This window comes from Nocardioides sp., from assembly GCF_030150155.1.
Lineage (GTDB): Bacteria > Actinomycetota > Actinomycetes > Propionibacteriales > Nocardioidaceae > Nocardioides.
On sequence record NZ_JASLGR010000030.1, the window covers coordinates 21,525 to 36,042 of the forward strand.

Genomic DNA, 14,518 nt, shown 5'->3' on the forward strand with positions numbered 1-14,518 from the left:
GCGACCCCGCTCGCCGGCTGGGAGCTGACCCACTCACTCCGACGAAAGGGCCACGACCGTGACGGTCGTGGCCCTTCGTTGTTCCCGCAGAGGGGACGATGCGGTCTACGTGAAGATCGAGACACCCCCGGGTCCGACCAACAGACCGACGACGATCAAGACGATCCCCCACAGGATCTGCCCCCTGAACAGGGCGACGATCCCGGAGATCACCAAGACCACTGCAATGAGCCAGAGCACAAACGCCATCGTTTCCTCCTTCAGTGACGGGACTTGATACCTACCCGTCATGGAGTGCCTCAAACATCGGCGAGCGTGCGCGAGCGCGCACAGTCAGGGAGATGGCAGGTTCTGGTCAGGTGGCCGGCAGGGAGCGGGCGATGATCTCCTTCATGATCTCCGAGGTGCCGCCGTAGATCTGGGAGACGCGGAGGTCGGCCCAGGCCCGCGCCACCGGGTACTCGTTCATGTAGCCGTAGCCGCCGTGCAGCTGGAGGCACTTGTCGACCACCTTCTGGGCGCGCTCGGAGGCCCACAGCTTCGCCATCGCGGCGGTGGGGATGTCGAGGTCGCCGGTCAGGTGCAGGGTGATGCACTCGTCGATGAAGGAGCGCATCACGCGGACCTCGGTGAAGACCTCGGCGAGGGTGAACTTGGTGTTCTGGAACGCCGAGATCGGCCTGCCGAACGCCTCGCGCTCCTCGGTGTAGGTGCGGGTCAGGTCGACCACCGCCTCGGCGGCGGCCAGGCAGCTGATCGCCACGATCAGGCGCTCCTGGGGGAGCTGGAGCATGAGCTGGACGAACCCCTGGCCCTCCTCGGGCCCCAGCAGGTTCGCCTGCGGCACGCGTACGTCGTCGAAGAAGAGCTCACAGGTGTCCTGGCCCCGCATCCCGATCTTGTCGAGTACCCGCCCGCGGCGGAAGCCGGGGGTGTCGGTCGGCACGATCACCAGCGAGATGCCCGACGCCTTCTCCTCGGGGTTGGTCTTGACCACGACGAGCACGACATCGGCCTGGGAGCCGTTGGTGATGAACGTCTTGGCGCCGTTGATCACGTAGTCGTCGCCGTCCTTGAGCGCCTTGGTCCGCACCGACTGGAGGTCGGAGCCGGTGCCGGGCTCGGTCATCGCGATCGCGGCCACCGCCTCGCCCGAGGCGAGCCGGGGGAGCCAGCGCTGCTTCTGCTCTTCGGAGCCGTAGGCGAGCAGGTAGTGCGCGACGATGCCGCTGTGCAGCGAGGCGCCCCAGCTGGAGTCTCCGGCGTAGGCCTGCTCCTCGATCAGGATCGCCTCGTGGGCCCAGGTGCCGCCCCCGCCGCCGTACTCCTCGGGGACGGAGGCGCAGAGCAGACCGACGGCGCCGGCCGAGACCCACAGCTCCCGGTCGACGTGCTTGTTCTCGATGAACCGGCTGATGTGCGGGGTGATCTCCTTGCTCATGAACGTCTGCGCCAGGGCGCGGAAGTCGTCGAGGTCGGAGTCCATCCAGGGTGAACGGCGAGGCGGCATGGGGGTCTGCTCTTCCAGTCAGAGGGCTGATACACGGTGTATCAGAGCGTTCCTAACATGGCGGGAGGTGTCGCCACAAGGAGTTCGCCCCGTACCGTGACCCCCGTGAGGGACGCGGAGCACTGGCATCGGCTGGCCGTGCTGTGGGCACCCCGGCTCCATGCCGAGGCGCTTCCGGCCGCCGACGACCGCCGTGAACAGGTGATCGCCGCCGCGATCGAGGCGATCCTCGAGATCGGTCCCGACGTCGGGATGGCCCAGATCGCGAGCAGGGCCGGCGTCCAGCGACCCAACATGTACCGCCTCTTCGCCGGCAAGGAGGAGCTCGACGTCGCCGTCGCGGTGGTGGCCTCGGCCGACCTGGTCGATCAGGTCCGCGCCGTCTTTGCCGAACCCGGTACGCCGCGCACGCTCGTCGCCCGCCTGACGGAGGTCTCCGTCGCCTGGGCCGCCGACCACCCCAATCTGTACCGGTTCCTCGCCTCACGGCCCCAGACCCGGGCGCTGCAGCGCACCCGGCTGAGCCGGGAGCGGTTCCTGCGCGACCTGGTGGTGGCGCTGGTGGCGCACCTGGAGGTGCCGATCGGTCCGCCCGAGGGGGTGGTCTCCTCGCTGGTCGGGATGGTCGACGCCTCGATCCTGTGGTGGCTCGACCACGACGACGAGTCCCAAGAGCAGCTCGCCACCCGGCTGGCTCGGCATGTGCTGGTGGTGCTCGCCGACGTCAGTGGCGGCTCCGTGGACGTCGTACCGGATGCGCTGCTGGGTCCGGTGGCGCCGTCCCCACGTGACCCAGGTGACTCAGGGGAGGGTCAGCTCGGTCTGCTCGGCGGCGAGCAGGACGGCTCCGAGCAGGCTGGCACGGTGGCCGAGGTCACTGGTCCGCACGGGGGTCTGGGCGACGTTGTCGAGGGCGTGGCGGCGCAGGCCGATCCGCGCTGACTCCAGCAGCAGCTCACCGGCGCGGGCCATGTCCCCGCCGATCACCATGATCTCGGGGTTGATCAGGTTCGCCACGCTGGCCAGGCCCCAGCCCAGGTGCATGCCGGCGTCCTCGAGCGCGCGCCGGGCCGAGGCCTCGCCGGCCTCGGCCGCCTCGATCACGTCGTCGAGGGTCGCCGCCGGGAGCTGTCCGGCGGTACGGGCCAGGACGGTGTTGATCGAGGTGTAGGCCTCCAGGCAGCCGCGGCCGCCGCAGCGGCAGATCGGTCCGGCCGCGTCCAGGGTGAGGTGACCGAGCTCGCCGGCGGTGCCCGAGGCGCCGTGGAAGAGCTGGTCGTCGAGCATGATCCCGGCACCGACACCGGAGGAGATCTTGACGAAGACCGAGCTGTGGAAGCCGTGCGCGACCCCACGACGGTGCTCGGCCAGGGCGCCCAGGTTGGCGTCGTTCTCGACGTCGACGGGCAGGCCGAAGATCTTCTCGGCCTGGGCGCGGCTGTCGGCGCCGTTCCAGCCCGGAAGGATGCCGGGGCCCTGGACGACGTTCTCGGTCATCGGGGCCGGGATGCCCATCGCGGCCCGCATCACCGGGGCGTCGTCGGGGGCCAGCTCGCGGATCAGCCGCGCGGCGAGCTTGAGCGAGTCGTCGTACGCGTGGGTGCTCTCCAGACGCTCCCGGGCCTCTGCCAGAATCTCCCCGGTCAACGTGCCGATCGCGACGGCGATGTGGGAGTGACCGAAGTCGACGCCGGCCACCAGGCCGGCCTTGCGGCTGAGCCGGACCGAGGATCCGCGCCGACCGCTGCCGGCCTCGGCCTCGACCAGATCGGCGGCGGTCAGGTCGCGCACGATGTTGGAGACCGTGGCGGGTGCGAGCCCGGTGACACGGGCCAGCTCGGCTTGGGTGTGGTCCGTGGTGCTGGCGCGGAGTACGTCGAGGACGCGTCGCTGGTTCGCTGAACGCAGCGACGCGTGGGAGCCCGGTGACGGGTTCTGGCGCGCCATGAGGATCACTGTGCAGGCCCCAGGCTTTAACGTCAAGGCGTAATGACAAAAGTAGGTATACGCCCGATTGGGGACGTTTTACCTTCAATCCTTGACGGCAATCTTGTGACGTATGACACTCGAAATCGGTGAGGCGGTGGTATGGCCGCCCCGATTCGAGGAGACCAATCGTGATCAGTTCCATTCGACGGACGGCTGTCCTCGGTGTCGCGCTGCTGGCCGGCGCCGGTGCCCTGACGGCCTGCGGTAGCTCGGACAACACGTCGTCCAAGGGCTCCAGCAGCAAGGGCGCGACCATCGCGCTCCTGCTCCCGGAGTCGAAGACGACCCGCTACGAGACGTTCGACAAGCCGCTCTTCGAGAAGGCTGTGGCGAGTCTCTGCTCGGACTGCAACGTGAAGTACTACAACGCTGACCAGGACGAGACCAAGCAGAACCAGCAGGTCGACAGCGCGATCAACGCCGGTGCCAAGGTGATCGTGCTCGACCCGGTCAACGGTGACGGTGCGGGCGGGATGGTCCAGTCCGCTCACGACGCCAAGATCCCGGTGGTGGCCTACGACCGGTTCATCTCCGGCGCCGACTACTACCTGTCCTTCGACAACGAGACCGTCGGCAAGATGCAGGCCGAGGCACTGGTCAAGGCGATGGGCAACAAGGGCAACTACCTGATGCTCAACGGTGCGCCGAGCGACCCGAACGCGGCCCAGTTCAAGAAGGGTGCCGAGAGCGTCTTCAAGACCAGCGGCCTCAAGCTGCTCGGCAAGGAGTACGACAACCCGGACTGGAGCCCGGACAACGCCCAGCAGTTCGTCACCGACCAGCTGAGCAAGTACAAGACCAGTGAGATCAACGGCGTGTACGCCGCCAACGACGGCCAGGCCGGCGGCGTCGTCGCCGCCCTCACCGGCGGCGGCTTCACGACCAAGAACCTGCCTCCGATCACGGGTCAGGACGCCGAGCTCGCCGCGATCCAGCGGATCCTGGCCGGTGAGCAGTCGATGACGATCTACAAGCCGATCAAGATCGAGGCCGACACCGCCGCCGAGGTCGCGGTGGCCCTGTCCAAGGGCGAGACCCCGGCCGCGACCACCACCACCGGGATCGCGCAGAGCGAGTACCAGAGTGTGAAGTCCTACATCTTCACCCCGATCGTGGTGACGAAGGACAACGTGAAGGACACCGTGGTCAAGGACGGCTTCTACACCGCCGCCCAGATCTGCACCTCCGACTACGCCGCGGCGTGCAAGGCGGCGGGACTCTCCTGATGAACGCCCCCGACACGCTCGGGAAGGGCGGGGCGGCGGCCGCTTCGGCGGACGCCGTCCTGTCCTTGTCGGGTATCACCAAGCGCTTCGGCGCCGTCCAGGCGCTGACGGACGTCTCCCTCGACGTCAAGCCCGGCGAGGTCGTCGCCCTGGTCGGCGACAACGGCGCCGGCAAGTCCACCCTGATCAAGATCATCTCCGGGGTCTACCAGGCCGACGAGGGATCGATCCGGATCAGCGGCTCCGAGGTCCGGGTCCCCGGCCCGTCGGCCGCCCAGGGCCTCGGCATCGCCACGGTCTTCCAGGACCTGGCCCTGTGCGACAACCTAGACGTGGTCGCCAACCTCTTCCTCGGCCAGGAGCGCGGCTCCCTCGGCGTACTCGACGAGGTCGCGATGGAGAAGGAGTCCTGGCGGCTGCTGCGCAGCCTCTCGGCCAAGATCCCGTCGGTCCGGATCCCGATCGCATCGCTGTCGGGCGGCCAGCGTCAGACCGTCGCGATCGCGCGCAGCCTGGTCGGCGCCCCCAAGGTGATCCTGCTCGACGAGCCCACCGCGGCGCTGGGCGTGGCCCAGACCGCCGAGGTGCTCAACCTCGTCGAGCGGCTGCGCGACCAGGGCCTCGGCGTCATCCTGATCAGTCACAACATGGCCGATGTGCAGGCAGTGGCCGACCGGATCTTCGTGCTTCGGCTGGGCAAGAACGCCGCCGAGTTCGACGTGAAGTCCACGACGACCGAGCAGCTCGTGGCCGCCATCACGGGCGCTTCCGACAACGTCGTCGCCGCCCGCAGCCAACGCCACACTCAGGAGGGCAGCCATGAGTGAGAAGACAGCTCCGCCGAGCCAGCCCGGCCAGTCCGGCCAGCCCGCTGCGGGCAGTGTCGCCGCCGACCTGGCCGACGAGCGGCTGATCCAGAACCAGGGCCTGGGCGGCATCGTCCGCTCCCAGCTGCGTCGGCTCCGTTCCGGTGAGCTCGGCAGCCTGCCGGTCGTGCTCGGCCTGTTCGTGATCTGCATCGGCTTCTACAGCGCCGACTCCAGCTTCCTGTCCTCGCGCAACATCGTCTCGATCACCCAGTTCGCCGCGCCGACCGGGGTGATCGCGCTCGGCATCGTGCTGGTCCTGCTGCTCGGCGAGATCGACCTCTCGGTCGGCTCGGTGAGTGGTCTGGCCTCGGCGATCATGGCGGTCGCGGTGGTCAACCACGGCTACGCCGAGTGGGTGGCGATCGCGATCTCGATGCTCGTCGGCCTGGCGATCGGCCTGGTCTACGGGGCGCTCTTCGTCTGGGTCGGGGTGCCGTCCTTCGTCTTCTCCCTGGCCGGTCTGATGGCCTTCCAGGGCCTGCTGCTCTACGTGCTCGGCAAGGACGGCACGATCAACCTCAAGAACGACGCCTGGCTGCGCTCCTTCGCCCGCACCGAGTGGGTCAGCCCGGCGGCGTCGTACGTGCTGGTCGCGCTCGTCGTGCTGGTCTTCGTGGCCAGCACGCTGTGGCGGACACGAGCCCGCAAGGCGGCCGGTCTGAGCACCCCGTGGATGCCGATGATCGGCCTCCAGGCCGTCGGCCTCGCGGTCGGCCTCGGGCTGCTGGCCTGGTACGTCAACCGCGACCGCGGGTTCAGCTACCTGTTCGTCTTCTTCGTCGCCCTGGTGATCGTGATGGACTTCGTGCTGCGCCGCACCCGCTGGGGACGGCACGTCTTCGCCGTCGGCGGACAGGTCGAGGCCGCCCGGCGCTCGGGCATCAAGGTGACCGGGGTCTACCTCTCGGTCTTCGCCCTGACGTCCTTCTTCGCGGCCGTCGGTGGTCTGCTGGCCGCAGGACTCCAGACCTCGGTCTCCCAGGCCAGCGGTACGACGGACACGAACCTGACCGCGATCGCCGCGGCCGTCATCGGCGGCACGTCGCTGTTCGGCGGGCGCGGGTCGGCGTACGCCGCCCTGCTCGGCATCCTGGTGCTGCAGGCGATCTCCAACGGCCTGAACCTGCTGAGCGTGGACAGCTCGGTGCGGTTCATGGTCACCGGTGGTGTCCTGCTGCTCGCTGTCGCGATCGACTCGGTCAGCCGTCGGGCTCGGACCAGCAGCGGCAGAAGCTAGCGCTCACGGTCCGCATCCCGCAGAACGACGAAACGGTCCTTCCCCACGGGGGAGGACCGTTTCGTTCGTGCCTGCCGGGTCGGAGGGCTCAGGAGACCTTGCCGACGCGGATGACCTTCACGTACGGGGCGTGGCCGGCCTGGGTGACGGTGACCCGCACCGAGAGGACCTTCTTCTTGTCCTTCTTGGTCGGCTTGTACGTGGCCTTGGTGGCGCCCTTGATGGCAGTGCCGTTGCGCAGCCACTGGTAGCTGGTCGTCGCGCCGGCGGGAGCCTTCGGCTTCGTGACGGTGAGCTTCGTGCCCACCTTGGTCTTGCCCTTCGTCTTCACCTGAGGGGCAGCGGTGACCTTCACGGTCGGCGGTGCTGCGGCAGCCGCGATCGGGGTGCTGAGACCGGCGGCGTAGGCGAACCAGGTGGTGAAGCCGGGCAGGGTGCCCGTGGCCGCAACCGCGAGGTAACCGCCGAGTTGGGCCTTGGCCAGCACCACCCGCGTGCCGGTGGCGAACGGGGTCCCGTTGATGGCCCAGGTGTAGGTGACCGTGGCACCGCGTGCCCACGCGCCGGCTGACGGTGCGATCGACAGCGTGCCGCCGACCCTGGCGGTGCCGGTGATCCGGAAGGCGCTGGGGTGAGCGACGAACGGCGGAGCGGTGGTGACGGTTCCGACGCTGACCGGGTCGCCGACGAAGAGGGCATCGCTGACCGCGATCGTGATGGCGTACGTGGTTCCGGCTGCGAGGGTGGTGGCGTCACCGAGGCTGCAGCTGGTGGTGGTCTCGTCGACGTCACACCCGTGCGAGTTGGTGACGGTGAAGGTGCGGGGCTTGACCGACGCAGGTGCGTTCACCGGTGTGGCGGTCACGATGTGCGTGGTGTCGTAGTCCGCGTCCCACGTGACAGTGATCGAGTTCGGGTCACTGGCAGTGGCTCGCGCGGTGGGGTGGCCGGGCGTCGGCGCCCCGGCGATCACGATCCTCGAGGACCCCGGATCCAGGGCCCATGCCGTCCGGCTGGCAGCGGAGACGACGAAGGACGTCATGCGCAGATCGTCGTCGTTGAAGGAGTACCAGCGCGGGTAGAGACTCTCGTCGGCGTACTTCGCGAGCTTGTCCAGGTCCACCATGGTGAGCGTCTGGTTGGTCCCGAGGTAGACCTGCTGATGGTCGTCGGAGAGGGTCATCCTTCCCGCAGTGTTGCCGATGAAGACGTCGGTTGTGTTGCTGAGGGTGCCGTCGGCAGCCACGGTGTAGGAGTGGAGGTCGTTCTGTGCGCCACCGGAGACGAGAACCTGGTGGTCGGAGGCCTTGAGCAGGTCGACCGGCTGGTAGCCGCCCAGGTTCGTCGACTCCTCGGGCGTCCACAACCAGCCGCCCTGTCCGTCCTCCTCCCAGGTCGAGCCGATCACCACCGGCTGGCTCGCCCCATCGACGAAGGTGAGGTCGACGAGGGTGGCGTTGTCGGGGACGTAGGTGAGCTGCGCCACGGCGGTCGGGGCGGCGTCAGCGTGCGCTGTCCAGGTGAAGGGTGAGTGGGGGTCGTCGTCGGCGATTCCGACGGCGACGGGAACACCGTCGACCAGGGTGAAGGCGGAGGCCGCGACACCCTCCGGTGAGGCATAGCGGACCGCCTCGTCCTCGCTGTTGCCGGACCAGGACCAGACGTCTCCGCCAGCGGTGAAGAAGACGCCGGTCGGGGTGGTGACCAGGCCCGCGGCCTCGCTCGTGTCGAGGATCTCGGCGCTGCCGGTGGCGAGGTCGATCGCCTCGACCATGGTCTCCTCAGCCTGGCCGTATCCGGCCACGTACGCGGTGGAGTCGTCGGGGGAGACAGCGAAGTCGGCAGCGTAGCTGAAGCCGTACGCCGCCGCGTTCAGGTCGATCGAGGTGCCCGCCGTCGACGGCGCGGGATCGGCATGCGCCGGGGCGGTGGTGAGGCCGAGGCAGATCAGGCCGGCGGAGGCCAGGCCGACGCCGATGCGGCGAGAGGTGAGGTTCATCGGGGTCCTTCAGTGTCGATTCGCGGCAGCGCAGTACGGCCACCAGGTACTCAGGGTGATGGCAGCGGCCGGGGAAGCGATGTCCGATTCTGGCCATGTCAGGGACTGGTCACCACGAGAGGACGTAGGTCCCGACCACCAGTTCCTCCTGGGCGATGCAACGATGGCCCGGTGGTACTCGCACTGGATCTGCTCGCCGTCGGACTCCGATCCGGCGCGGCCACGGTGACCGACATCGCGTCGCTGGCCCGCCGCGACGTGGGCACCACGCGCCGCCAGCTCGATGCCTTGGCGGAGGCGGGGTATCTGGTGCTCGCCGGCGAGCGGGTCATCTACGAGCAGCCCGCCGGGGCCGTCGCTGCCGACGTACGTCGTCAGGCCTCCGCCTTGCTGGCCGACCTGGGCACTCTCGTCGAGCAGATGACGTCGACCGTGGAGGCGTTGCCTGATCTGGTTGCGGCGCAGGCACTCGGGGACGACGTGCCCCGGTTGAGCGTGGAGCTGTTCCACGGCGAGAGCGCGGTGACCGACCTGTGGCACCACCTGCTCAGACGGATGCCGTTGCGCGAGACCGACATCGTCCTGCCCGATGCTTCCTCTCTGGCGGTGGCCGATCCGGCCCTTCAAGAGTCGTGGCACCAAGTGATCGCCGCCCCCGGCAACCGGGCACGCGTGCTCGGCAGTGTCACCGACGCCGTCGCCCCGGCTCTGCAACGCCGGATGTCGGATGAGCTGGCAGCGGGGGTGGAGATCCGGTTCATGCATGAGCCGCCGTCGTGGTTCTGGGTCGCGGACGGCCAGATCGTGGCCTTGCCGTTGCAGTGGGGTGAGCACTGGCCGACGTCGGTGGTGGCGATCGCCAGCCCCGCTCTTGCGGGGCTGGCGTCCTGGGCATTCGACCGACTGTGGGTGGGAGCCGTCTCGCCGCACACCCCGGCCGACAGTTGGGACCCGTTGCTCCGTCTGATGGCGACCGGTTCCACGCTCGAGGCAGCCGCGCGGATCCTCGGCATTTCCGAACGCACCGGTCGGCGGCGTCTCGCCGACGCGATGGACCACTTCGGTGTCACCTCCCACCTCGCACTCGGGGTGGTGTGGGGGCAGCGGCGTCGGTGAGGCGCGCTCGGAGTTGCGTCTAGTTGCTCCACTCCTTGAGCCGCGAGATCACCGACGCCGGGTTCTCGTCGACCGGGATCACCTGGAGGCTGGTCACGCCGGCCTCGGCGAAGGCGGCGATCCGCTCCTTCACGTAGGACTCCGGGCCGACCAGGCTGATCAGCTCCAGGAGCTCGAGCGGGACCTTCGCCTCGGCCTCCTTCTTGTGGCCGGCGAGGTAGAGCTCCTGGATCTCCGCGGCCTCCTTCTCCCACCCGTAGGAGGAGATCAGGTGGTTGTAGAAGTTCTTGCCCTTGGCGCCCATGCCGCCGACGTAGAGCGCCACGTGCGGCCTGACGAAGTCGAGCAGGCCCTTGACGTCGTCGCCGATCGCGACCAGGCCACCGGCGCTGATCTCGAGCGGACCGAGGTCGGCCGAGCGCTTCGCGGTGCCCTTCGCCAGGGCCTCGCCCCAGACCTTGTCGGCGTGCTCGGGGGCGAACAGGATCGGCAGCCAGCCGTCGGCGACCTCGGCGGTCAGCGCCACGTTGGCATCACCCAGGGCGGCGATCCAGATCGGCAGGTCGGCGCGCTCGGGGCGGGTGAGCAGCTTGAGCGGCTTGCCCAGGCCGAGCCCCTGGCCCTCGGGCAGCGGCAGGGTGAAGTGCTTGCCGGAGTAGACCAGCGGCTCGCGGCGCAGGCCCATCCGCAGGATCTCGATCATCTCGCGGGTGCGCCCCAGCGGCTTGTCGTAGGGCATCCCGTGGAACCCCTCGATCACCTGCGGCCCCGAGGCGCCCAGGCCGAGGATCGCGCGGCCGCCGGAGACGTTGTCCAGCCCGGCGGCGGTCTGCAGCATCGCGCCCGGCGTGCGGGAGAAGACGTTGAGGATGCCGGCGCCGATCTCGACGGTCTCGGTCTTGGCCGCCAGGTAGCCCAGCAGCGAGACGCCGTCGAAGCCGTAGGCCTCAGCAACCCAGACCTGGTCGAGTCCTGCCTTTTCCAGCTCGACCACCTGATCGGCGGCGTCGCGGGGGTTTCCGGCGTACTGGAGAGCCATCGAGATCTTCACCCACCGAAACCTAGCCCACAACTAGGGCAGAATCAGCCCATGACTTCACCTCGGTCGTGGACCCTCGGAGCGTCGCTCACGACCGAGCATCGTCAGCGGCTGACCGCCTCCGGTGTCCCGGCGGAGGTGCTGGACGGTCTGGACCTGCGCGCCATCGCCGACTCCGACCTGCCCGCCTGGTGGCCCGGCTCGGGCAGCGCGATCTATCTGGCACCCGGTGTCGTCATTCACGACGGGCTGCTGGAGACGCTCACCCTCTATCCGTTCAGCAACGTGCTGATCGTGATCGCCACCGACATCGAGCACGTGGTCTCGATGCTGGTCGGGGGAGACGACGAGCTGATCTTCCTTGGGCCCGGCTGCGCGCTGACCGCCGCGGAGATCTACTGCGGCGCCGGCTCCTCGATCGTGCTGGTCGGCCACGTGGTCGCCACCCGCTGCGCGATCATCGACGCCCGCAACGGGGGCTCCATCTACTGCGCCGACGACCAGCTCTGGGCCGCCGACGTCTACCTCGCCACCGACGACATGCACCGGCTCACCGACGTCGCCACCGGAGCCCGACTCAATCCGTACGGCGGCCACATCCGGCTCGGGGAACACGTGTGGCTGTGCCGCGACGCGATCGTGACCGGGGATGTCGAGATCGGCGACGGCTCGGTCGTGGGGGCACGCGCGATGGTGCGCAACCAGAAGGTGCCGGCCCAGGTCGCGGTGGCCGGCGCTCCGGCCCGCGTGATCCGCGAGGGCGTCACCTGGGACGGGGAGGACCGCCCCTGAGCTGACCGTGAGCCGTCCTTGAGGCGACGGCTCGTGTTCACCTCGATGGTGCTGGGGTGACACCTGGGGCGATGAGCCTGGAGGCATGACCTCGCTCGGCTTGGGGCTGGTGATCGGGCACCGCGGTGCGCCGTCACACCTCCCTGAGAACACCCTGGCCTCCTTCCGCTTCGCCTGCCGCGCAGGCGCCGACTCGGTGGAGACCGACGTCCAGGTCTCCTCCGACGGCGTCCTGGTGCTGGTCCACGACACCGAGCTGTCGCGCACCACCGACGTGGCGCTGCTTCCGCAGTACGCCGAGCGGCGGACCACCCGGGTGGTCGGGGACCAGCTCCTGGAGGGCTGGTTCGTCGACGACTTCACCCTGGCCGAGCTGCGCACGCTCACCCCCGAGTCCCGCCGTATCCCGACCCTCGACGAGCTGCTCCTGCTGCTTGCGGCCGAGTCGGCTGCCGCCGGGCGCCGGATCGGCCTCCACCTTGAGGTGAAGAACCCCGCCTACTTCGCGGCCGCCGGGCTGCCGATCGCCGGCCCGCTGCTGGCCACCCTGCGCGACCACCGCCTCGACCGGCGCGGCAAGCGGGTCTGGATCCAGTCCTTCGACGAGCAGTTCCTGCGGCTGATCTCCCCGGCCACCACGTTGCCGTTGGTGCAGCTGCTGGAGGCCGACCAGCCCTTCCGGTGCGATGCGGTGGCGGCGTACGCCGACGCGATCGGGCCCGACCGGAGCCTGGTGCTCGCCGGGGACACGGTCGAGACCGGGCTGGTGGCCGAGGCGCACCGGGCCGGGCTCTACGTCTTCGCCTGGACGCTGCGCGGCGACGTCGCCCAGGCGCGGCGCTTCCTCGACGCCGGGGTCGACGGTGTCTTCAGCGACGACCCCGAGGTCGCGCTGACGGCCCGTGGGTTGGTGCCCGCCCTCTAACGGCGTACGCCGTGGCGGCGGGCGCTCGTCACCGCTGTCGCGATCAGGCCGACCGCCCCGGCGATCAGCCACGGGATCGGCATCAGCCAGCGGATGTCGTCGCCGGTGACGGTGTCGGTCTGCACCAGCGCCCAGGCACCGACCATGCAGGCGAAGGCCAGGCTCATCACCAGCTGGCCGATGTTGAGCGGGTGCCAGCCGGAGGTGCGGCGTGCGGGCTCCCAGGGCTCCACCTCGCTCGGCTCGCTCTGCTCGGTCTGTCCGATCGGCCCAGTCGGGTCCGTCGGGTCAGTGGGCTCGGTCTGCGCAGGGGGCTCGTCGGGGGAGAACGCAGCGGTCGGCGTCTCCTTGGTGAAGCTGATCGTCGGCGAGGTGGCCTCGCCGGTCGTTGCGACGTCCGGCGCGATGTCAGACGTGGTGTCAGGCGTGGTGTCGAACCTGGTGTCGTGCGTGGTGTCGGGCTCGGGAGTCTGACCGGCGGTCGGCTCGACGGGAGGGGGGGTCATCTCAGTTCTCGCTCTCGTTCGGCGTGGTGATGCGGATGTCGCCGACCGCCACGCTGGCGTCGATGGTCACGGTGGGCTGGCCGGTCACGGGGGAGTCGCCGGCACTGGCGTTGAGGTTGATCCCGCCCTGCTCGTGGCCCAGGACGTCCAGGTGGCCGACGCCGGAGACCTTCGCCGTAGCGCGGACCCCGATCGAGCTGGGCAGGTAGACCCGGATGGTGCCGACGTTGGCGTGCAGCTCGATCCGGCGGCCGTCGAGGCCGGTCAGGTCGGTGACGTCGCGCAGGTCGAGGGTGAGGTCCCCGCCCCCGATCCGGTAGGAGTCGTCGACGGCCGAGGCCGTCACCGGCCGGGCGTTGACGGTGTCGTTGGTGCCCCAGCGGTCGTGGGTGACCGCACCGCCGAGCCACAGTGCCGCGATCAGGCCGGCGGCGATCAGCCCCCCGGCGCGACCCCAGACCGAGCCCACCAGCAGCATCAGGGCGATCAGTCCGAGCGCCAGGGCCGGGTAGGCGGGCTCGGCGACGGTGGCGCCGGCGGCGTCGATCACGCCCAGGCCGATCTCGGCCAGGATGACCAGGGCCATCGTGAACCAGAAGAGCAGCGGTCCGCGCTTGGTCGAGCCGCGCAGCCGGCGGGCGGCGGCACGGTCGGCGTGTTCGCGGGCCTTGGCCAGTGCCTGCTCGGTAGCCACCTGGGCCTTGGTCAGCGCCACGATCCGTGCTGCGTCCGCCTCGCGCTTGGCCCGTTCCAAGGCCTCCTGGGTGCTGGCCTGGGCCTGCTCCAGGGCGTCGGCGACGGCGATCTCGGCAGCGCCGCGGTCGGCCTCGGGATCCGAGCGCCGTCCCCAGACCTGGCTCAGGCCGAGGCAGACCAGGAGCACCACGACCAGCCACCACGGGAAGTTGAAGCCGCCGGCGATGTCGCTGATCGCGGCCAGGCCGCCGAGAGCGAGGCCCAGCCACAGCACGAAGGTGCGAGAGCGTGCGTCGACCGTGACGATCGCCTTGCCGTCGCGCTCGTCGGGCATGAACAGCCAGCCGGCGCCGTACACGATCAGGCCGGAGCCGCCGAAGAAGACGGAGATCACCAGGGCGATCCGGACGATGATCGGGTCGATGTCGAGGTGGCGCGCGATGCCGCCGGCGACACCGGCGACGTGGCGGTTCTCGGGGCTGGAGGAGGTCGTGCGGACCAGCCGGCCGAGATCGCGGAGGTCGTCGCGGTTCGTCCGTGGTCCCTGGGGTGCCTGGGTGCCGGTGTCGCTCATGGCTCCAGCCTGGCGGCTCGTCCAGCGTCGCGGTATCGGG

The 14,518-nt window shown here is 69.6% G+C and carries 13 protein-coding genes and 1 pseudogene; 7 read left to right on the plus strand and 7 right to left on the minus strand.

The genetic code is table 11. The features are described from left to right. Positions 1-105: 105 nt before the first annotated feature. Positions 106-249, minus strand: a complete 144-nt coding sequence (locus Q1V88_RS08705; protein ID WP_300680515.1) for a GPGG-motif small membrane protein — start codon at positions 247-249, stop codon at positions 106-108. A 106-nt stretch (positions 250-355) separates the two neighbouring features. After that, the gene (locus Q1V88_RS08710) at positions 356-1,510 is read right to left on the minus strand and encodes an acyl-CoA dehydrogenase family protein (protein ID WP_300680517.1); all 1,155 of its coding nucleotides are present in this window, start codon (positions 1,508-1,510) and stop codon (positions 356-358) included. A 57-nt stretch (positions 1,511-1,567) separates the two neighbouring features. On the opposite strand from Q1V88_RS08710, the pseudogene Q1V88_RS08715 reads away from it, so the two are divergent. After that, positions 1,568-1,825 (plus strand): annotated as a pseudogene (locus Q1V88_RS08715) (TetR family transcriptional regulator); the annotation flags it as partial. A 486-nt stretch (positions 1,826-2,311) separates the two neighbouring features. On the opposite strand, the gene Q1V88_RS08720 reads toward Q1V88_RS08715, so the two are convergent. Then, positions 2,312-3,457 carry an ROK family transcriptional regulator gene (locus Q1V88_RS08720; protein ID WP_300680518.1) on the minus strand — a complete coding sequence of 382 codons (1,146 nt, stop codon included), beginning with the start codon at positions 3,455-3,457 and terminating at the stop codon, positions 2,312-2,314. Between the two features lie 170 nt (positions 3,458-3,627). Here Q1V88_RS08720 and Q1V88_RS08725 point away from each other — a divergent pair, with 170 nt between their 5' ends. The 3 genes from Q1V88_RS08725 to Q1V88_RS08735 are packed head-to-tail and all read left to right on the plus strand — an operon-like array spanning position 3,628 to position 6,831. Continuing rightward, positions 3,628-4,725 (plus strand): substrate-binding domain-containing protein, encoded by a 1,098-nt coding sequence (locus tag Q1V88_RS08725; protein WP_300680520.1) that lies wholly within the window; start codon positions 3,628-3,630, stop codon positions 4,723-4,725. Beyond that, positions 4,725-5,552 (plus strand): ATP-binding cassette domain-containing protein, encoded by an 828-nt coding sequence (locus Q1V88_RS08730; protein WP_300680521.1) that lies wholly within the window; start codon positions 4,725-4,727, stop codon positions 5,550-5,552. The genes Q1V88_RS08725 and Q1V88_RS08730 overlap by 1 nt, the downstream gene beginning before the upstream one ends. Then, positions 5,545-6,831 carry a sugar ABC transporter permease gene (locus tag Q1V88_RS08735; protein WP_300680522.1) on the plus strand — a complete coding sequence of 429 codons (1,287 nt, stop codon included), beginning with the start codon at positions 5,545-5,547 and terminating at the stop codon, positions 6,829-6,831. The genes Q1V88_RS08730 and Q1V88_RS08735 overlap by 8 nt, the downstream gene beginning before the upstream one ends. Positions 6,832-6,919: 88 nt before the next feature. On the opposite strand, the gene Q1V88_RS08740 is transcribed toward Q1V88_RS08735, so the two are convergent. Then, on the minus strand, positions 6,920-8,830 hold the full coding sequence (locus Q1V88_RS08740) for a hypothetical protein (RefSeq protein ID WP_300680524.1): 1,911 nt from the start codon (positions 8,828-8,830) through the stop codon (positions 6,920-6,922). Positions 8,831-9,001: 171 nt separating this feature from the next. Here Q1V88_RS08740 and Q1V88_RS08745 point away from each other — a divergent pair, with 171 nt between their 5' ends. Beyond that, positions 9,002-9,946 (plus strand): hypothetical protein, encoded by a 945-nt coding sequence (locus Q1V88_RS08745; protein WP_300680525.1) that lies wholly within the window; start codon positions 9,002-9,004, stop codon positions 9,944-9,946. 19 nt (positions 9,947-9,965) lie between these two features. On the opposite strand, the gene Q1V88_RS08750 is transcribed toward Q1V88_RS08745, so the two are convergent. Next, positions 9,966-10,997 carry an LLM class F420-dependent oxidoreductase gene (locus Q1V88_RS08750; RefSeq protein ID WP_300680527.1) on the minus strand — a complete coding sequence of 344 codons (1,032 nt, stop codon included), beginning with the start codon at positions 10,995-10,997 and terminating at the stop codon, positions 9,966-9,968. A 39-nt stretch (positions 10,998-11,036) separates the two neighbouring features. Here Q1V88_RS08750 and Q1V88_RS08755 point away from each other — a divergent pair, with 39 nt between their 5' ends. Together Q1V88_RS08755 and Q1V88_RS08760 are read left to right on the plus strand one after the other, a co-directional pair. Continuing rightward, complete coding sequence (locus tag Q1V88_RS08755; RefSeq protein WP_300680529.1) at positions 11,037-11,777, plus strand: hypothetical protein; 741 nt, start codon at positions 11,037-11,039, stop codon at positions 11,775-11,777. An 85-nt stretch (positions 11,778-11,862) separates the two neighbouring features. Continuing rightward, positions 11,863-12,702, plus strand: coding sequence for a glycerophosphodiester phosphodiesterase family protein (locus Q1V88_RS08760; protein WP_300680531.1), 840 nt, complete (start codon positions 11,863-11,865; stop codon positions 12,700-12,702). Here Q1V88_RS08760 and Q1V88_RS08765 read toward each other — a convergent pair. Beyond that, positions 12,699-13,208 (minus strand): hypothetical protein, encoded by a 510-nt coding sequence (locus tag Q1V88_RS08765; protein ID WP_300680533.1) that lies wholly within the window; start codon positions 13,206-13,208, stop codon positions 12,699-12,701. The genes Q1V88_RS08760 and Q1V88_RS08765 overlap by 4 nt on opposite strands. 1 nt (position 13,209) lies before the next feature. Then, positions 13,210-14,478: a PspC domain-containing protein gene (locus Q1V88_RS08770; RefSeq protein WP_300680534.1), complete on the minus strand. Its 1,269-nt coding sequence runs from the start codon at positions 14,476-14,478 to the stop codon at positions 13,210-13,212. Positions 14,479-14,518 lie beyond the last annotated feature (40 nt).